Raw genomic sequence first — 18,768 nt, 5'->3', positions numbered from 1 at the left:
GACATAAAAACTTATCTATTATAACTTATACCAATGCTTCCCGCAATGCTTTCTGGTCTTCATATACGGCCACAGCACCTGCGTTCCACATTTCTTCTGCGCCTCCGAATCCATAGCCTACTCCGATGCAGTCAATACCGCCTTCCTTTGCACCATCCGCATCATAATGCGTATCTCCGATCAGCACTGTTTGTTCTTTGGAAAAATCCGCATACTGTGCTTTCATCCGTCGAAATGCTTCTTGCAATACTTCAATTTTTGTATCAATTCTGCCATCATGACTGGCACCGACTACTTCATCTAATTCTGTCAGCAGATCAAATTTTTCCAGCACCTGGCGGCACTGTGCCTCCGGCTTTGATGATGTGATGACCTGAATGTATCCTGCTTCTTTGAAAGCCTGAATTGTCTCACGTACGCCTTCAAATAATTCACACTCATATACTCCGATCGGTATATAGCGCTCCCGATAGCGCACAATTGCTTTTTCTGCTTCTTCCTCACTGAGTCCGCAATATGTTGTAAAAGAAAAACGAAGCGGCGGTCCGATAAACTTCCGCAGTTCCTCCTCTCCTTCCAGATGGATTCCGTATGGTTCCATGGCATATTTCACACAGTTTGTCACACCCTCATAAGTATTCGCCAGTGTGCCATCCATATCCCAGAAAATAAACTTATACTTCTTCATTCATTACTCCATTTATTCTGTGTCTTGCTGATCAGTTCCTGACGAAGCTGCGCAACGGTCTTATGCAACACCGGATGGACCTTTCCCGGGCAAAGCATGTAGAGTGGTTCCAACACAAACAATCTGTTCTGCATATCGATATGCGGAATGATCAGTTCTGACTCTGCCACGATTTCATCATCATAAAATACAATATCCAGATCGATGGTGCGCGGTCCCCAGTGAATCACACGCTCCCGCCCAAGTTCTGCCTCAATTTTGTGAATGACGATCAGCAACTCCTGCGGTGTAAATAATGTCTCAAGTTCGATGGCACCATTTAAAAAAGCAGGCTGCTCTGTATAGCCATACGGAGCTGTCTCCATCAATTTTGACACTTTCAGATTGCGGATTTCACTGCATTCCTGCAAAAGTCTCACTGCTGCCCGCAAAAACTGCTGGCGTTCTCCAAGATTTGAACCTGCAGAAAGATAGACTGTATGCCAGCCGCGGCTGATCTCCACCGATACATTTTCCAGAGGCAATCCGATCGGTGCCCATGGTTTCCGGATCTCCAGATCCAGTTTCTGTAAAAGCGGATATTCCATCAGCATAGCCTGTGCCATATGCTCTGCTACCGCTTCAATCAGTTTAAATGTATGATTTTGCATGTAACCTGTAATAAAATGACAAACTTCACCATAGTTGATAGATTTTTCCAGGTCATCTGAATAACCGGCTGCACGCGTATTTGTGTACATTGTTGCATTTACCAGAAATTTCTGTCCCAGTTTTGTTTCCTCAGAAAACACCCCATGGTGTCCGAACACTTCCAGATTCTGTATTTTTATACGATCCATATTACGCCTCCATAATCGCTTTTGTCATCTGAATTGCCTGTTTATTTGCCTTGATATCATGTACACGAACAAAGGCATAGCCCTGCTGTACCGCAAATACGGTTGTCACAGCGGTTCCCAGCACACGGTCGGTCACAGGTGTATCGAGTGTCAGTCCGATCACCGATTTTCGCGATGTTCCAAGAAGCAGCGGATAACCAAGTGTTTTCAGTTTGTCCATATATTTGATGGTGATCAGATTCTGCTCATACGTCTTTCCAAAACCAACCCCGGGATCCAGAATGATTTTATCATCCGCAATGCCGGCTGCTTTTGCCAGTGTCACGCACTCTGCAGTTTCGTCGTACCATTCCTTCAGGAAATCTGCATAATTGCTGTTGTCCCGGTTGTGCATCAGACAGCATGCCACATCGCCTTTAGCGATTACTTCAGCCATCTTCGGATCATATTTTAATCCCCAGATATCATTGATCAGATCTGCACCTGCTGCAATTCCTGCTTCTGCCACTGCACTTTTGTAAGTATCCAGTGAAATCGGTACATCAAATCTGGATTTTACCGCTTCAATGATCGGCGTCACACGGTCAATTTCTTCCTGATCTGTAATTTGCACATGCCCCGGACGGGTGGATTCTCCGCCAATATCGATAATATCAGCGCCTTCTGCCAACATTTCCTCTGTATGGCGCAGTGCCGCATCCAGACAATTAAAATTACCGCCATCTGAGAATGAATCCGGTGTCACATTCAAAATGCCCATTATATATGTCTCATGATCTGTGTCAAAATTTTTCTTTCCTATTATCATTTTTTATTTTCCTTCTAAAACGCTATATTCGGTATGCTTTTTTCCATTTATTCTATATACCGAATATGTTTTTTATGTCAAAACCGTTCCGTTTTTCACTACACTTTTACCAGCAAATCGTCTGATTACGTTCTTCTTTCTTCCATTTACAGGAATCTGATGCTTCACAGAAAAAACAGTTTCTTGAAAGATGATCCGCCCGGCGAATATAGTATTCCATCCTAGAAAGCTCGCCATCCGTTTCTTCTCTCCCATGATGCACACCCACAATCTGCAAAGTCTCACGCATCCATTCCGACGGATATTCAATCTCTGTCAGCAGTTTTTCTGCAATCCGCACACCGGCAACGCTGTGATGTTCCCCGGTCTCATACTGTGCCACTCTGCCAATATCATGCAACAGACCAGTTACGTAAAACTGATCTTTTTTAGCCAGCATGTTATCTGCATTCAGGTATGGTTCCTCCGCATGGTCAGCATCGTCTGTTTGTAAATCTGTTATATATTGTTCTGCAATTTCAGCACGGTATTCCTGTTCACTGACCTCTACTTTTGCTTCCTTTTTTTGCCGATAATCTTTCAAATGTGTCTTATATTCATCTTCCAGATACATCATCCATGCCATTCGGCAGACATCCAGCGCATGTGACAGTTCATGATGACAGTATATTCTGTCCTGTTCCATCTCCTGTACACGTTTCTGCAACTGCAAAAATTCCGGGTGTTTCAATAATTTTTCTGCAAATTTCATAAATCTTTCTTTTCCTATTTCTGTGCAACTGTTCTGATATTAACTCACATCAAATTATTTTTAGTAAATTTATTTTTCACTCTCATATGCGTTACGCACATCCCGCAGATACGACAGTGATCCAAAAGCCAGTATCATATCCTCTTTCTGCGCGTCCCGCAAAGCATATAATACCGCATCCTGAATATTTTCACAATATTGTGCATCAATATTTTGCCCGAAAAGTTGCTTTTCCAGTTCTTTACCGTCCAGCGCCCGGGGATTCTGAGGTGTCACAGTGTATACACGATCTCCGGGCTGATACATCATCGTAATCATTTTTTCATAATCTTTGTCAGCCAGAACCCCCATAATATATACGATTCTTCGGTTCGAAAAACTTTCGTCCAGTGTTTTTCTCAACTTACGCACTGCGTCTTCATTATGCGCCCCATCCAGATAGAAATCCGGTCCCGTTCCGATTTGTTCCATACGACCGTGCCAAATGGTATGTGAAAGTCCCTGTTGAATCACAGTTTCTGTGATTTTCGGATACTTTTTCTGTAGAATCCGCAATGCATTTATCACACAGACTGCATTTTCTACCTGAAATGCACCGCAGAGGGAAAGTGCAACTGGAATCCACAGAAAATCTTTTTCTGATTCTTCTTTCTGGATATTGTTTTTTACAGCATCCGGTGCAATACATACCTCATTGCTATTTCTCCTTGGTGCTTTCCATTCAAATGCATACCGACCATCTTTTTGCGTTATGTTCTGCACCTGCGTGATATCCGCAACAATCAACTCTGCCTGCATTTCTTCTGCTTTCTTCTTAATGACCTCCATTGCCTCCGGCTTTTGCTGCATGGTAACTACCGGCACCTGTGGTTTGATTATGCCGCTTTTTACAGTTGCGATCTCTGCCAGTGAATTCCCAAGAAAACGGATATGATCCATACTGATGGATGTCAGTACGCTGACCAGTGGCTTTTTGATCAGATTGGTTGCATCTGTCGCACCGCCCATTCCGACTTCAAGCAATGCCATGTCACAGTTTTCTTCATAAAACCATAAAAAGGCTGCCGCGGTTTCCACTTCAAACCGGGTAGGATGTGCCATTCCCTGTGCCACCAGTTTTTCACAGGCCGCTTTTACCCTTGTAAAAAGCTGTGCCAGCCGTCCTTTTTCTATATTTATGCCATTCATCTGAAACTCATCTTCATAAACAAATACATCCGGCGTACAGAATCTGCCCACGCGATATCCGGCTTCTGTCAAGACCTGGGAAAGCATAGCGCCCACAGAACCTTTTCCATTTGTCCCACCGATGTGTACCAGTGGAATTTCATCCTGTATATTGTCAAGTTCTGCCATCAGATTCTGAATACTGGTCAGCCCCAGCTGACTGCCGTATTTCTTTGTTTCTTCCAGGAAATCCATTGCGTCTATATAATTCATTGTCTTTTCCATACTCCTTTTTCTGTCACCAGATATTCCACAGGCAAATCATTTTCTTCCGTTGGCAGTTGATCCGCCACCTGCAGTTCATAAGCCACTCCTACTTTTACACAATCTGTTTTTCCTTCAAAAAACCGGTCATAGTAGCCTTTGCCATATCCCATACGATTACCCTGACGGTCAAAAGCTACTCCCGGCACAAACACCAGAGCTTCTTCCCAGTCCACCGGATTTGTCTCCACCGGTTCCATTACATGAAATGTACCTTCCTTCAGTTGTGAAAAACTGCTGATTTCAAAATATCGCATGGTATCTCCAAATACTTTTGGAAACACAATTCGTTTCTGCTGCCGCCAGCCTTCTTCTATCACCGGACGGATATCCACTTCATTTCCAAGTGGCGCATACGCCAATATTCTTTCTGCCTGCTGAAACAAATTACTTGAGATGATGTTCTGACAGATTCGATCTGATTTTTCTTTTACTTCCATCTCGCTCATTTTATTTCGCAGCATCTTGTATTGTTTTCTGATTTCTTTCTTTTCCATCATTTACCATTTCTGTACCATATCGTTTTTCGTAAAGCTGACATTCTCAATTCACTTTACATGTCGCTAAATTATTAGTCAACCGTCTTTTGCATATTCCGCTAATTATAACGCAAATACGGCATAATATCAATTTGTTTTGATATTATGCCGTATTTATTTTTCTGCATTCATTTGATTAACAAACGTCAATCGCCAAATTTCATATTTTATTTCATTTTCTTCAATGGACCTTCATGCTCTTCCATTCTTCCGCCTGGAATCGCATTTTCATATCCCATTTTCTTTAATTTTTTTGCTGCCTTTTTCGGTTCATTATCATAGCTTCCAACGATATAAATCTTTTTCTCCTTATCCGGAACACGTTTTTCGATCAGTTCTAACTGCGTCATTGGAATATTGATGCTTCCGCTGATATACCCGCGTTTATATACATCTTTGGCACGAATATCGATCAGTACTGCATTTTTATCTGTTCTAGACTCATTAATGGCATCATTTACCGTTAAAACCTTAAATCGATCAAAAATCCCCATTTTCTGTTTCTCCTTCACCTTATCTTTTCTTTTATGCCCGTTATCTGCCATACCTTTTTTACGTGCAGAATCCGATTACACGTAGAACAGTATATAACCGCCCATAAAATCTGGCAAGCTTTTATTTCTGAAGAAACGCTAAAATCTTATTGATATACTTGTCCATCGTCTCATCATTGCTGCTGTATGTCTCATGTTTTGTTTCTGACAGATACAGGTATTCACATTCAGCTATACCATGTTTTTTAATCTTATCAGCAAACTTCTGTATTTGACTTGTCCACACATAATCGTCCTGTTCTGCCTGAATGATCAACATCGGTGCCGTATACTTTTTCCACGCATGACGCATCAGATACGTGTTCATCTTTGCAGCATTCGACAGCCAGCTGTAAGATGCCGCACAGGTCTGCATCTCTTTTGTCGCTTTTCTGCGTTCGTTAAAGCGGGTAAATCTCGGTTTTGATGTAGATGCACTTGTCTCAAATGTTTCACTCGCTTCATATGGTTTCTGTCCAAGCACATAATGTTCTGCTTTTCCGATCAGGCACTGGAGCGTTGACACCGACGCAGAAATTCCCCACGGAACATTTGCAGTATGTGGTCGGATCATCGGAGAATTTAAAATCACATGTTGAAACCACTCCGGCTTCCAGGACACTGCAATGGCTCCGATTGCCCCTCCCATCGAATGGGCAAACAAGTTTAACGGCAAATTCGGATATTCTTTTTTTGCCATCTGACAAATTTTCAGAAAATCTCTGATATAACGTTTCCATGTATCAATATGTACCAGAGAAGAATCTTTCGTCAGGCGATAACTCCATCCATGTCCGCAATGTTCCGGCAGCCACACATGATAACCGGCCTGTAAAAAGTAATAGACCAGTTCATCATATTTCGGATAGGATTCCGTAAATCCATGACAGATCACAATCACACCTTTTGGCATGTCTGCCTGGTAACGTAAAACATGCAGTTTCCCGACTGCATCATAACTGTCTGTATATCCGCTTATGCATCGTTGTTTCAGATATGGTTCTACCGTCGTCTTCATAGTCTCATCATATTTTACTTCCTGTATAATTTCCATATTGTCCTTCCTTCGTATCCTGTCTTTTGTCCTTCCCTGTTACAAACAATTACTTTCCGCTGATAATCCCGTTAATTCTTTTTTCATTATAAAACGCAAGAATAATACCGCCAACACAGCAAAATACTGCTGCTCCAAATGCTGCGATCCGATAACCGGTTCCGTTTCCCGCTCCAATCGTAGAAACAGCTGTAAAAATCAGCATGGAAAGGCTCTGCCCAAGTTTAAATGCAAAGGTTCTTGCTGCATAAAACATGCCTTCCCGGTTGCTTCCGGAAGTTATAGCATCACTCTGTGCGATATCTGCAACGACTGCCTGCGGGAGAATTCCGAAAATTGCCATCGGCAGCGCTGCTACAACCATAAGAATCAGTCCCTGTGCGTTTTCCGGTATCAAAGAAATTTTCCCCATAAAACCGGTATAAAAATAAGCCAGACTGAATACCACAAATGCAAACAGAATCATCTTTTTCTTTCCGATCTTCGGTGTCAGCTTATTGACCGGTATGTAAAACACCAGAGATAATGCAGTCATTCCGACAAAATAAATTGTTGTCATTGTCTCCGGAAGACGCAACAGACTGGTAACGAAAAACGGAAGCCCTGTCTGGAACATTGTCAACGCAATCCAGTAAAAAATATCTGATCCGACAAATTTGCGAAATTCCCCATTTTTAAATGTTTCCACAAGAGAACGAAATGCTGATTCTTTTGCCGGAACCGTATTGACATAATCTTTTTCCCGGATACAGAACACCGGAACAAGCATGCAGATAAATGCAATCACTGCCATAATCGTAAAAGTCACACGGATTGCACCGACTCTTCCAAATGCCGGAATAAACATGCCCCAGATGGTCGGTGCCAGATACGCAACTGCTGTTCCCGCAATAAATGTAAAGGAAATCACAGTGGAAATATTCAGCCGTTCCTGCTGCGTATGTCCAAGCTCCGGAATCAGCGCATTGTACGGTGTACAATATGCCGTAATTGATAAATAGTATGCCAGAATCATGACCAGTAAAAATACTGCGTTAATTCGGCTGTTTTTATTCACCGGTGACCAGAATACAAGCACGGTTGAAAGTGCCAGTGGCAAAGATGCCCATTTCAAAAATGGGATTCTTCGCCCATGTTTCGATGTACAACGGTCAGATAACGATGCGATCATCGGATCTGTAAACGCATCAAAAATCCGTCCAAACGCGGTAATTCCCCCGATAATGGTAAAGATTCCAAAGACTACCAGTCCCTGCGGAATAAATACCGTCTGTCCCTGACTGATAGCTACCTGATCCGGCTGATAAAAGTATACCAGCCAGTTTGAAATAATTCCCGACAACATTGCCCAGCCAAACTGACCTGCTGCAAACTGCCATATTTTTGCCGTTGATAATTTTTTCATAATACCGTCTCCTTCTATTTTTTATCCAAAGAATTCTGCTGTAATCCCCTCAAAATCACTCCTGTCATCACCTGAAGCTGTACGTTTCCTTCCACAATCCGATCAGAAGTCAAAATATCTCCTCCCACTGCCAGTTTTTCCATCAATGACAACAGTGTATGGGTCAGTGAAAAATACATTTCATCTACTGAACAGACAAAAGCAAGACTTCCATCTTCCAATCCTGTTTCCAGTGCATTTGTCACATATGGTTTCAACTTCAAAATGCCATCTTCGTAATCAGACAGACCTTCTTGGGAAATCTCATATTTTTTTACAAACACATCAAATTCCTGTAAAAATTTCAAAAATGCTTTCTCTTCTTCAAAAATCCGGCAGAAAATATGTAAAATCTGTTCCAAACGCTGATAACCGCTCCACTTCTTTAAAGAAACAGATTCCGCTCTTTCCAGCTCTGTCAGATATTTTCCTGCTACCTGTTCCCAGTAGTGTCCCGCAGTCTCAATCACCAGTTCGATTTTCGTAGAAAAATAACGATATACCGTCGCAGCCCCCACACCGGCATGCTTCGCAATTTCTTCTATTGAAGTGTCTTCGATACATTTTTTCTCAAACAAGGTCATCGATGCCGTCAGAATCTGCTTTCTTTTCTGCTGTGCCTGTCGCTCTCTTGTGCTGAGTACTATTTTATCTCCACTCATATGTTTATCACCTTCTTTTTATGATAGTAATACTATCACTTTTATCATTATCTTACAATATATTTCCTGTCAAACAAAAAGAGAACCTCCGGTTCCTGTCTGAAACAGGAACCGGAGGTTCTCTTTTCTTATATTTATTTCATCAAACAAATATGAACATTCTTCGTCAACGATCTATTTTCTTATCTTAGAAAATTAACAGTCCACCAACCTGTAAGAACAGTGGGGCGAATACTAATGACACGATTGTCATCAGTTTAATCAGGATGTTGATGGAAGGACCTGATGTATCCTTGAACGGATCACCTACAGTATCACCAACAACGGCTGCTTTGTGCGGCTCGCTTCCTTTTCCACCATGATTTCCACCCTCGATGAATTTCTTAGCATTATCCCATGCTCCACCGGCGTTAGCCATAAAGATAGCCATCATAACACCAGTAACCAGAGCACCTGCAAGCAGTCCGCCAAGAGCTTCTGTACCAAGCAGAAGACCAACGACAATCGGAACAATGATTGCCAGAATACCCGGAACGATCATCTCTTTTAAGGATGCCTGTGTAGAAATACCTACGCAAGTCTTGTAATCCGGTTTGCTTGTTCCCTCAAGGATTCCTTTGTCAGATCTAAACTGACGACGAACTTCTTCGATCATCTTGTAAGCAGCTTTGGAAACTGCTTCCATTGTGATGGATGAGAACAGGAATGGTAACATGGCACCGATGAACAGACCAGCGATAACAACCGGGTTCAGGATACTGATACCGGACTCCATCAGATCAACTGCTTCTGCATAACTTACGAAAAGTGCAAGAGCTGTCAGAGCTGCAGAACCGATAGCAAAACCTTTACCAATAGCTGCTGTTGTGTTACCTACAGAATCCAGAGAGTCTGTGATGTCACGAACGCTCTCGTCCAGACCGGACATCTCTGCGATACCACCAGCGTTATCTGCGATCGGACCGTATGCATCAACGGCTACTGTACTTCCTGTTGTGGCAAGCATACCTACGGCTGCAAGTGCGATACCGTATACACCAGCCATCATGAAAGCTACGATAATTGCAACTGCGATCAGAACAACCGGTAATGCACAGGACTGCATACCAACTGCAAGACCACTGATGATGTTTGTAGCGGAGCCTGTCTCAGACTGATCTGCGATCTTCTGTACATGTCTATAATGATCAGATGTATACCACTCTGTGATTTTACCGATCAGCAGACCAACAATCAGACCTGCAACGATTGCAACAAACGGTTTCATAGAACCAAGCATAACGTGGGAAAGAATTGCAGCGAGCACGATTGTGATCACATAAGAAACATTCTCACCAGTGTTCAGTGCTTTCTGCGGATTAACACCATCTTTACCACGTACAAAGAAAATACCGATGATAGAAGCGATGATTCCGACTGCAGAAAGTACTAACGGATAGAAAGCTGCTCCAATGGTTCCTGCTGCTCCGATATAAGATGTAGATGCTGCAATACCAAGTGTGATTGCAGAAATGATAGAACCTACATATGACTCAAAAAGGTCAGCTCCCATACCGGCAACGTCACCTACGTTGTCACCTACGTTATCAGCGATAACAGCCGGGTTACGAGGATCATCTTCCGGAATACCAGCTTCTACTTTACCAACAAGGTCAGCTCCTACGTCAGCAGCTTTCGTATAGATACCACCACCAACACGGGCAAATAAAGCAACGAAAGAAGCACCAAGACTGAAGCCGAACAGGATGGATGAGTTTCCTGTCAGTACATAAATGATGCTGACACCAAACAGACCAAGTCCAACTACACAAAGTCCCATAACTGCACCGCCACGGAATGCAACGGATAAAGCAGCTGCCATACCTTTCTCTTTTGCAGCATTCGCAGTTCTGACGTTTGCTCTTGTAGCAACTGTCATACCACAGAAACCTGCAATAATAGAGAAAAACGCTCCGATTAAGAAACATAAAGCTGTTGTCCAGCCAATTGCAAATCCTACTGCCACAAATACAATGACAATAATGATTGCAAGAATTTTGTACTCAGCGAATAAGAACGCACGAGCACCTTCATGGATTGCTGCTGCAATTTCTTTCATACGGTCTGTACCTTCAGACTGTTTTTTTACATTGGCAGCTAATCCTGCGGCAACCAATAAAGCGATGATGCCGATGATTGGAATAATAATAGTCCAAGTCATGATGTATTAACTCTCCCTTCGATAGTCATAAAGTATGTCCTTATATTCATACTTCATTGTGAATAGCCAATCCCTGCATCTTTCATATTTCATGCCATACATTCTTATTTCATGTTAAAAATGATGCCACGACTATAAAAGCCTGCAAAAATTGTCTAGGCATTATACTAGCATATGCAAAACGGGCTTGTCAACGATTGTTATGCAATTATCAATCTATTCTGTGCAAATTCAACCATTATATCTTTGATTACGTCATTCTTTTCGTCATTATTCCATGTGTTTTTTCCATTTTTTTCTACATTTTTTCAAGAATCACTATTTTTCAGAACAAATCAGATGCAATTTCATTTTCCATAAATGGATGTTTTATGATACAATAATGCATGGCATTATTAATGCTTTTTTACTAATTATATTATTCGAGGTGAATGTTTATGCAGTCAAATATCGCAACAGAATTAATACAGTTTATAAAGACAAGTCCATCTGCTTTTCATGCAGTAGACACAATGAAAAAAGAGTTTCTGGCAAATGGTTTTACCGCTCTGGCAGAAAATGAGCGCTGGAATCTGAAAGCCGGCGGACAGTATTTTATCACACGCAATGACTCATCCATCATTGCTTTTTCTATTCCGGAAAATGGATTTCACGGTATGCGCATCATGGCTAGCCACAGTGACTCTCCTTCCTTTAAAATTAAGGAAAATCCAGAAATGGAAGTGGAAAAACACTATATCAAACTCAATGTAGAACGCTACGGCGGCATGATTTTTGCGCCTTGGTTTGACCGTCCGCTTTCCGTAGCCGGACGTCTGATCATCAAAAATCCATCTACCGGAACACTCGAAAGCAGACTGGTCAATGTAGACCGTGATCTGGTCATGATTCCAAACCTGGCCATCCATATGAATCGTGAAGTAAACAGCGGCTACAAATATAATGCGCAGAAAGACATGCTTCCACTCTACGGCATGAGTACAGCAAAAGACACCTTTATGGAAACAGTTGCTGGCGCAGCTCATGTATCCACTGATGACATTCTCGGACACGATCTCTTCTTATATAATAGAGAATCAGCCAGCATCTGGGGAGCTGATGAAGAATTCATCTCTGCTCCACAGCTTGATGATCTACAATGTGCATTTTCATCCATGAAAGGCTTCTTGTACGGAGAAAAAAACAATTATCTGGCTCTACATTGTGTATTTGATAACGAAGAAGTGGGAAGTGGTACCAAGCAGGGCGCTGCATCTACTTTTTTACGTGATACCCTGCAGCGTATCCACGAAGTATTAGGCTACGACTGTGAGGATTATCGCATTCATCTGGCTAACAGCCTGATGTTCTCTGCAGATAATGCACATGCGGTCCATCCGAACCACACCGATATGGCAGACCCGACAAACCGCCCGTACCTGAATGGTGGTATTGTGATTAAATTCAATGCAAACCAGAAATATTGTACCGATGCAGTATCCGCAGCAATGTTTCGCGATATCTGCAAACAGGCAGATGTACCAGTACAGACGTTCACAAATCGTTCCGATATCGCAGGCGGATCCACACTGGGCAATATTTCCAATACACAGGTCGCACTCAATACAGTGGATATCGGATTACCTCAGCTGGCCATGCATTCACCATATGAGACAGCCGGAGTGAAAGATACCGAATATCTTGTACGCGCGGCACGCGCATTTTTCTCTTAAAAAAGAAGCTGGAAGCAAAACTCCAAGGCGCAGCGCAGATAGAAAATCAATCGTGCCGGCATTGGAGTTTTCTTCCAGCTTCTTTTTAAACTACCCTAAACAAGATTTTATTTTTTACCCCGCGGGTATCGCGGTTTGCAATTCTCAGCCGATTCAAATGCACGGCTTTCTCTTTTATCATAATAATCTCTTCTTTTTCATTGTTCAGCTGCCATACATCCGTCAGCAGTTCCCCATCACCAAGCCGCATGCCCCGGACACCGACAGCGCCTTTTTTCTTTTCCGGAATATCTTCGGTTGCAAAGCGAAGGAAATAGTTTTTCTGTGACCGGAGTACTAATGTTGTCTCCAGTTCTGCGACTGCCAGATACAGGATTTTGTCTCCTTCCTGCAATTTTGTAGCTGCAGTGGTTCGTTTTGAAACATCAAATTCGCTGCCTGCCACCAGTTTGCACATAGACTGTTCTGTCACAAAAAGCAGCTTCTTGTCCATGATAGATTCCAGTGCTGTAATGTATACAATATTTTCTGTGCTGCTATCATAATTACTGATATTATCCACCGGAATTCCCTTATCGCGGAATTTACCATATGGAATATCTGACACTTTTACCATATGCAGCTGCCCGCCATCGGTAAACAGACAGATTTTTCCGTCACTCATACAAGGAACAATCTGCTTATTTTCACTGTCTGCCGCTTCTTTGTTGCGCTCGTAAACAGAATTGTCCACGGTCTTTACATATCCAAAACGATCCATCAACAATACAACCGGAACTGCCTCAATCTCTTTTTCTTTGTATACAGCAGCTTTTCCGTTTTCTATTACAGTCAGGCGCGGATGTGCAAATTCTTTTTTCAATGCTTTCAGTTCCCTGATAATGACTTTAGCCATGGCCGAACGGCTTCCAAGAATTTCCTCATACCGTGCAATATTTTTCAATGTTTCCTCATGCTCTGTCATCAGTGCTTCTATTTCGAGTCCGATCAGCTTGTACAGACGCATTTCCAGGATTGCGGTAGCCTGACGCTCAGAAAAATGAAGCATGGAAGCGGTTTTTTCGGAAAGTTTGGACTTGAATTTGATCCCTTCTGTTTCTCCGGTGATCAGGCACTTTTTCGCCTGTTTGATATTTTTACTTCCACGCAGGATTTCGATGATCAGATCAATAACATCGCAAGCCTTGATCAGACCTTCCTGAATCTCACACTTATCCTGTTCCTTTTTCAGCAGGGTTGTATACTTGCGGGTTGCAAGTTCATACTGGAACTGTACGTTGTGGCGAATCACGGATACCAGTCCCATAGTTTCCGGTTTTCCATTAGCTACTGCCAGCATATTTACGCCAAAAGTATCTTCCAGTCGTGTCTTCTTATATAAGAGGTTACACAGATTCTGCGCATCAGCACCTTTTTTCAGTTCAATGACAATACGGATGCCTGCTTTAGAGGACTGATTGGAAATATCCACGATATCGGATGTTTTTTTCGTTTCAACCAGACTGTATACATCATTCAGGAATTTACCGATATTTGCTCCGATCATGGTGTATGGAATCTCAGTGATAACGATACGTTCTTTTCCACCCTTCATCGGCTCAATCTCTACTTTTCCGCGCAGTTTAATCTTTCCATTTCCGGATTCGTAAATGGAAACCAGTTCATCTTTATTAATAACGATTCCACCGGTCGGAAAATCCGGTCCCTGAATATATTCCATTATTTCTTCTGTGGTAATATCCGGATTTTTCATATAGGCAATCACACCGTCAATGACTTCACCAAGGTTATGCGGTGGTATGCTGGTTGCCATACCAACCGCAATTCCTTCTGCACCATTGATCAGAATGTTCGGTACTTTTACCGGAAGTACGGAAGGTTCTTTCTCTGTCGCATCAAAGTTCGGGATAAAATCTACCACATCTTTATCTAAATCTGCCAGATATGCCTGCTGTGTGATTTTCTGCAGACGTGCCTCGGTATAACGCATTGCTGCGGCTCCGTCACCCTCTATGGATCCAAAGTTTCCATGCCCATCCACCAGCGGCATACCGTATTTGAAGTCCTGCGCCATCACGACCAAGGCTCCGTAAATGGAACTGTCACCATGAGGATGATATTTACCCATGGTGTCACCGACAATACGCGCACACTTACGATACGGGCGGTCATAACGGATGCCCAGTTCATGCATATCGTACAGAGTTCTGCGCTGCACCGGCTTTAATCCGTCCCGCACATCCGGCAAGGCTCTGGCAATGATAACACTCATTGCATAGTCAATATATGATTTCTGCATGATCTCCGAATACTCGGTCCGGATGATCTGCTCTCTGTTTTCTGCCATGTTTCTCTCCTACAATCACTATTCAGGATTCACCTGCAAATCCTGATCCGGATCAGACTAATACTCTTTTGTTTCTGATCCGGATTTTTCTACTCTATTCGTTCATAGAATAATTATATCATTTACTTACATTACTTTCCTTATTAGATATCCAGCTCTGCATCATTGGCATGCTCATAAATAAACGCTTTTCGCGGCGGTACATCCGTACCCATCAGCATTTCTGTCACATCCGATGCCATTCGTCCGTCCTCGATCTCGACTTTTTTCAGCATACGCGTCTCCGGATCCAGTGTAGTCTCCCAAAGCTGCTCCGCATCCATCTCACCCAGACCTTTATAACGCTGCAATGTAAAACTACCGGTGTGTGTCCTGCGGTAACGCTCCAGGGCCGTATCATCATAAAGATATTCTTCTTTTCCTTTGGACGGAATCACTTTATAAAGTGGTGGCATTGCAATGTATACATGTCCTTCAAAGATCAGTTCCGGCATAAAACGATAGAATAAGGTCAGAAGCAGTGTGGAAATATGCGCACCATCCACATCGGCATCTGCCATAATAACAATCTTATCATAACGCAATTTGGAAATATCGAAATCGTTGCCGTATCCCTCGGAAAAACCGCATCCAAACGCATTGATCATGGTCTTGATCTCCGCATTGGCCAGCACTTTATCAATACTTGCTTTCTCAACATTCAAAATTTTTCCACGGATTGGAAGAATCGCCTGGAAATTACGATCACGGGCGGTCTTTGCGGAACCACCGGCAGAATCTCCCTCGACGATGAAAATCTCACATTTGGAAGCATCCCTGCTCTCACAGTTTGCCAGTTTTCCGTTGGAATCAAAAGAAAATTTCTGCTTTGTCAACAAGTTTGTCTTTGCCTTTTCTTCTGTCTTACGGATTTTTGCCGCTTTCTCCGCGCAGGATAATACTATTTTCAGTGTCTCCAGATTTTTGTCAAAAAACAGCTGGATCTCGTCACCGGTAACTTTTGCTGTAATACGGGAGGCATCCTGATTATCCAGTTTTGTCTTGGTCTGTCCCTCAAAACGCGGATCCGGATGCTTAATGGAAATAACCGCGGTCATACCGTTACGCACATCTGCACCGGTAAAATTTGCATCTTTTTCTTTTAAAATTCCAAGCTGGCGAGCGTACTGATTCATTACCGTTGTAAAAATCGTCTTGAATCCAGTGATATGGGTACCGCCTTCCGCATTGTAAATATTGTTACAGAAGCCAAGAATATTTTCATGAAACTCATTGGTATACTGAAATGCCGCTTCCACGGTGATATCTTCGCTCTCACCCTTGAAATAAACCACGTCATGCAGCACTTCTGCCTTTTTATTCAGATCACGGACAAATCCGATGATTCCTTCTTCTTCATGATAAACAATGTGTTCCGGCTCCTCACCACGCAGATCTTCGTAAATAATCGTCAACTTCGGATTCAGATATGCTGTCTCATGCAGACGGCTTTTTACCTCATCCTCTTTGAATCTTGTTTTTTCAAAAATCTCCGGATCCGGAAGAAAATTAATCTTTGTTCCGGTCTTTTTTGTCTTTCCGATCACCGGAAGCAAACCATTCACCAGCGGTTCTACTGCCACACCACGCTCATACCGGTCATGATGGATTGCACCGTCCCGGCTGATCTGCACATCCAGATACGTGGACAGTGCATTTACAACCGAAGAACCCACACCATGCAATCCGCCGCTTGTCTTATATACAGAATCGTCAAATTTTCCTCCTGCGTGCAATGTAGAAAACACAAGTCTTGCCGCCGGAACTCCTTTTTCATGCATTCCCACCGGAATACCACGGCCATTATCCTCTACTGTACAGGAACCGTCCGCTTCCAGCGTCACTTTAATCTCGCTGCAGGCTCCTGCCAGATGCTCATCCACTGCATTATCCACAATCTCATAGATCAGATGGTTTAACCCCTTACGTGAAACACTTCCGATGTACATACCGGGACGCTTGCGCACTGCTTCCAGCCCTTCCAGCACGGAAATACTTCCCGCATCATATGTTACTTTATCTGCCATTCTCTCACCCTTTCCATTGTAATTCGTTCCTATCATTCACCGGTTCCATATCATCAGTCCGTTCCCATACGAATCAAGAAAACACACTGTTTTTGTGTACCAGGTTCGCTGTAACCAAAAATTAACTGCCAAAATATCCATTTTCATGCAGCAGAACTCTTTTCTGTGCTTCCGGATTCTCTTTCGGCAGCTATCCTTGTCTTTTTATCTCAGCCTGAGATAAACGCTCCGCGTGGATGCGCAGTGATTCTGAGATGAATATGTCAGCCTATGCTGACCAGAATCACGCATCAAGTCTCACGTGCGTTCGGCTTGAATTTGTTCACATTGTTTCACAACGATATACTTGGCAATGAACATTTGTTCACCAAAGTTTTTTTATTTTACCATAAAAATGGGAATCCTGCAAGGCGGATTCCCATTTTCAAGAATGTCCTCGACATTCTTGCTACGAGATGCACGTCATGTAATGCATGACATATTCTTCTGTGTATCTCTGCAAGCCTACACTCCGATTTAAATCAGTGTAATCACATTTTTTCAGAATCTGATTTCTGTTTCCCCTTTTTTCTGTCTTTTCTCTTTCGCAAAATCCTGCGAACTACCATAAAAGCTGCCACACACACGATCACAACCGGAACCAGGATCGGCAGACCTCCCAAAAAACCGATCAGGAAATTTTGAAATCCCTGCCCCATCCGATACAGATTATCATTCCATCTGGTATACACACGATCACCAAACGTTTTACCGGTAGTCGAACTTTCCCGTGTTACCTCGTACAGATCCAGATATATCGTACTATAATTGACCTGATTGTCGTATACACGAAGCTGGGACTCATAACTTTCAATCTCATAACGGACATCCGTGATCTGGGACTGAATGGACAGGATATCCGTCATAGAATCTGCCTGCTCCATCATGGTAAATAACGCATCCAGTTCCTCCCGCAATGCTCTGATATGTGTGTCCATATCGATATACTGCAGCGTGACATCCTCCGTGTTCTCACTGAAAGACCGTACGTTAGTGGTATCTTTTAATCCATTTACAAAATTATCCAACTGATCTGCCGGAATCCGCAGAACCAGATACGCATACCGCGTCATATCCATTCCATAGTTTCCGCCAATATCGGAATTTTCCACATAACCGCCGACACTCTTCGTTTTTTCCCGCACATCTGCTACCAATGTATCAAACTCGGTAGTCTCTGCTGACATATTGACCGTTTTGATCAGTTTCTGATCTGTGTTAACCCCTTCCACCTGTTCAAATTCTGTTCCGGTCGTATCCGTTCCCTGTTCTCCGGAGTCCTGTACACTTTGTTCCACGGTATCGTCTGTATTTACTGTTGCTTCTGTGACACCACCTTCAGCCGTTGTTTCCGCACTGACTTTTTTCTGACTTTCTGCCTGAAAAGTTCCAAAACCACTTTCACTGTGATTTGTGGCACTGCTGTCTGCACTTGACTGCGCGCTTTTTCCACATCCGATTGTGGACAGCATACATCCAACTAACAGCATACAAAGTATCCATTTTCCAAAAACAGAACATTTTCCCGCTTTTTTCTTTTCTCTCATAATTCTTCTCCTCCCGCAATCACTGCTGTTATCTGACATCAAATTCGA

15 protein-coding genes are annotated in these 18,768 nt (G+C 42.8%); 1 reads left to right on the top strand and 14 read right to left on the bottom strand.

Annotated features, from left to right (window positions below; all coding sequences use genetic code 11):
- Nucleotides 1-25 precede the first annotated feature (25 nt).
- From ACIRUQ_RS03090 to ACIRUQ_RS03040, 11 genes are all read right to left on the bottom strand, one after another.
- Entirely contained in the window at nucleotides 26-688 is a 663-nt protein-coding gene (locus tag ACIRUQ_RS03090; RefSeq protein ID WP_055289652.1) for an HAD hydrolase-like protein, read from the bottom strand.
- Nucleotides 685-1,527: a 2-amino-4-hydroxy-6-hydroxymethyldihydropteridine diphosphokinase gene (gene folK / locus ACIRUQ_RS03085; protein ID WP_021739528.1), complete on the bottom strand. Its 843-nt coding sequence runs from the start codon at nucleotides 1,525-1,527 to the stop codon at nucleotides 685-687. Before folK ends, ACIRUQ_RS03090 begins: the two co-directional genes overlap by 4 nt.
- A 1-nt stretch (nucleotide 1,528) precedes the next feature.
- Nucleotides 1,529-2,335: a dihydropteroate synthase gene (folP, locus tag ACIRUQ_RS03080; RefSeq protein ID WP_022035532.1), complete on the bottom strand. Its 807-nt coding sequence runs from the start codon at nucleotides 2,333-2,335 to the stop codon at nucleotides 1,529-1,531.
- Nucleotides 2,336-2,441: 106 nt separating this feature from the next.
- A complete protein-coding gene (locus ACIRUQ_RS03075) occupies nucleotides 2,442-3,086 on the bottom strand; it encodes an HD domain-containing protein (protein WP_055289650.1) in 645 nt (214 codons plus the stop codon).
- A gap of 69 nt (nucleotides 3,087-3,155) precedes the next feature.
- Nucleotides 3,156-4,538, bottom strand: coding sequence for a folylpolyglutamate synthase/dihydrofolate synthase family protein (locus ACIRUQ_RS03070; protein ID WP_082432712.1), 1,383 nt, complete (start codon nucleotides 4,536-4,538; stop codon nucleotides 3,156-3,158).
- A complete protein-coding gene (locus tag ACIRUQ_RS03065; RefSeq protein WP_207642768.1) occupies nucleotides 4,523-5,041 on the bottom strand; it encodes a 5-formyltetrahydrofolate cyclo-ligase in 519 nt (172 codons plus the stop codon). Before ACIRUQ_RS03065 ends, ACIRUQ_RS03070 begins: the two co-directional genes overlap by 16 nt.
- Nucleotides 5,042-5,283: 242 nt before the next feature.
- Nucleotides 5,284-5,610 (bottom strand): rhodanese-like domain-containing protein, encoded by a 327-nt coding sequence (locus tag ACIRUQ_RS03060; RefSeq protein WP_021739533.1) that lies wholly within the window; start codon nucleotides 5,608-5,610, stop codon nucleotides 5,284-5,286.
- Between the two features lie 121 nt (nucleotides 5,611-5,731).
- Nucleotides 5,732-6,703, bottom strand: coding sequence for an alpha/beta fold hydrolase (locus ACIRUQ_RS03055; RefSeq protein ID WP_021739534.1), 972 nt, complete (start codon nucleotides 6,701-6,703; stop codon nucleotides 5,732-5,734).
- Nucleotides 6,704-6,752: 49 nt separating this feature from the next.
- Entirely contained in the window at nucleotides 6,753-8,108 is a 1,356-nt protein-coding gene (locus ACIRUQ_RS03050; protein WP_055289645.1) for an MFS transporter, read from the bottom strand.
- Between the two features lie 14 nt (nucleotides 8,109-8,122).
- A complete protein-coding gene (locus ACIRUQ_RS03045; protein WP_055289643.1) occupies nucleotides 8,123-8,809 on the bottom strand; it encodes a TetR/AcrR family transcriptional regulator in 687 nt (228 codons plus the stop codon).
- A 187-nt stretch (nucleotides 8,810-8,996) separates the two neighbouring features.
- Nucleotides 8,997-11,009: a sodium-translocating pyrophosphatase gene (locus tag ACIRUQ_RS03040; RefSeq protein WP_055289641.1), complete on the bottom strand. Its 2,013-nt coding sequence runs from the start codon at nucleotides 11,007-11,009 to the stop codon at nucleotides 8,997-8,999.
- Nucleotides 11,010-11,446: 437 nt separating this feature from the next.
- Between ACIRUQ_RS03040 and ACIRUQ_RS03035 the strand changes: the two genes are divergently transcribed.
- Nucleotides 11,447-12,721 (top strand): M18 family aminopeptidase, encoded by a 1,275-nt coding sequence (locus tag ACIRUQ_RS03035; RefSeq protein WP_055289639.1) that lies wholly within the window; start codon nucleotides 11,447-11,449, stop codon nucleotides 12,719-12,721.
- A gap of 85 nt (nucleotides 12,722-12,806) precedes the next feature.
- On the opposite strand, the gene ACIRUQ_RS03030 is transcribed toward ACIRUQ_RS03035, so the two are convergent.
- The 3 genes from ACIRUQ_RS03030 to ACIRUQ_RS03020 all read right to left on the bottom strand — a co-directional run bounded on the left by ACIRUQ_RS03030 (nucleotide 12,807) and on the right by ACIRUQ_RS03020 (nucleotide 18,720).
- Nucleotides 12,807-15,068: a DNA topoisomerase (ATP-hydrolyzing) subunit A gene (locus tag ACIRUQ_RS03030; protein WP_055289637.1), complete on the bottom strand. Its 2,262-nt coding sequence runs from the start codon at nucleotides 15,066-15,068 to the stop codon at nucleotides 12,807-12,809.
- A gap of 143 nt (nucleotides 15,069-15,211) precedes the next feature.
- Nucleotides 15,212-17,134 (bottom strand): type IIA DNA topoisomerase subunit B, encoded by a 1,923-nt coding sequence (locus ACIRUQ_RS03025; RefSeq protein ID WP_055289634.1) that lies wholly within the window; start codon nucleotides 17,132-17,134, stop codon nucleotides 15,212-15,214.
- A 530-nt stretch (nucleotides 17,135-17,664) separates the two neighbouring features.
- Nucleotides 17,665-18,720, bottom strand: a complete 1,056-nt coding sequence (locus tag ACIRUQ_RS03020; protein WP_021739541.1) for a DUF4349 domain-containing protein — start codon at nucleotides 18,718-18,720, stop codon at nucleotides 17,665-17,667.
- Nucleotides 18,721-18,768 lie beyond the last annotated feature (48 nt).

The sequence above is a fragment of the Eubacterium ramulus genome, assembly GCF_045002895.1.
GTDB classification, from domain to species: Bacteria; Bacillota; Clostridia; order Lachnospirales; family Lachnospiraceae; genus Eubacterium_I; species Eubacterium_I ramulus.
This window is presented reverse-complemented; position numbering and strand designations above follow the sequence as displayed.

Bases quoted from the DNA above. Each gene is read 5' to 3' on its own strand.
- ACIRUQ_RS03030 (WP_055289637.1), bottom strand. From the start codon at position 15,068: ATGGCAGAAAACAGAGAGCAGATCATCCGGACCGAGTATTCGGAGATC.
- ACIRUQ_RS03035 (WP_055289639.1), top strand. From the start codon at position 11,447: ATGCAGTCAAATATCGCAACAGAATTAATACAGTTTATAAAGACAAGT.
- ACIRUQ_RS03045 (WP_055289643.1), bottom strand. From the start codon at position 8,809: ATGAGTGGAGATAAAATAGTACTCAGCACAAGAGAGCGACAGGCACAG.
- ACIRUQ_RS03090 (WP_055289652.1), bottom strand. From the start codon at position 688: ATGAAGAAGTATAAGTTTATTTTCTGGGATATGGATGGCACACTGGCG.
- ACIRUQ_RS03020 (WP_021739541.1), bottom strand. From the start codon at position 18,720: ATGAGAGAAAAGAAAAAAGCGGGAAAATGTTCTGTTTTTGGAAAATGG.
- ACIRUQ_RS03050 (WP_055289645.1), bottom strand. From the start codon at position 8,108: ATGAAAAAATTATCAACGGCAAAAATATGGCAGTTTGCAGCAGGTCAG.
- ACIRUQ_RS03040 (WP_055289641.1), bottom strand. From the start codon at position 11,009: ATGACTTGGACTATTATTATTCCAATCATCGGCATCATCGCTTTATTG.
- ACIRUQ_RS03055 (WP_021739534.1), bottom strand. From the start codon at position 6,703: ATGGAAATTATACAGGAAGTAAAATATGATGAGACTATGAAGACGACG.
- ACIRUQ_RS03065 (WP_207642768.1), bottom strand. From the start codon at position 5,041: ATGCTGCGAAATAAAATGAGCGAGATGGAAGTAAAAGAAAAATCAGAT.
- folP (WP_022035532.1), bottom strand. From the start codon at position 2,335: ATGATAATAGGAAAGAAAAATTTTGACACAGATCATGAGACATATATA.
- ACIRUQ_RS03060 (WP_021739533.1), bottom strand. From the start codon at position 5,610: ATGGGGATTTTTGATCGATTTAAGGTTTTAACGGTAAATGATGCCATT.
- ACIRUQ_RS03025 (WP_055289634.1), bottom strand. From the start codon at position 17,134: ATGGCAGATAAAGTAACATATGATGCGGGAAGTATTTCCGTGCTGGAA.
- folK (WP_021739528.1), bottom strand. From the start codon at position 1,527: ATGGATCGTATAAAAATACAGAATCTGGAAGTGTTCGGACACCATGGG.
- ACIRUQ_RS03075 (WP_055289650.1), bottom strand. From the start codon at position 3,086: ATGAAATTTGCAGAAAAATTATTGAAACACCCGGAATTTTTGCAGTTG.
- ACIRUQ_RS03070 (WP_082432712.1), bottom strand. From the start codon at position 4,538: ATGGAAAAGACAATGAATTATATAGACGCAATGGATTTCCTGGAAGAA.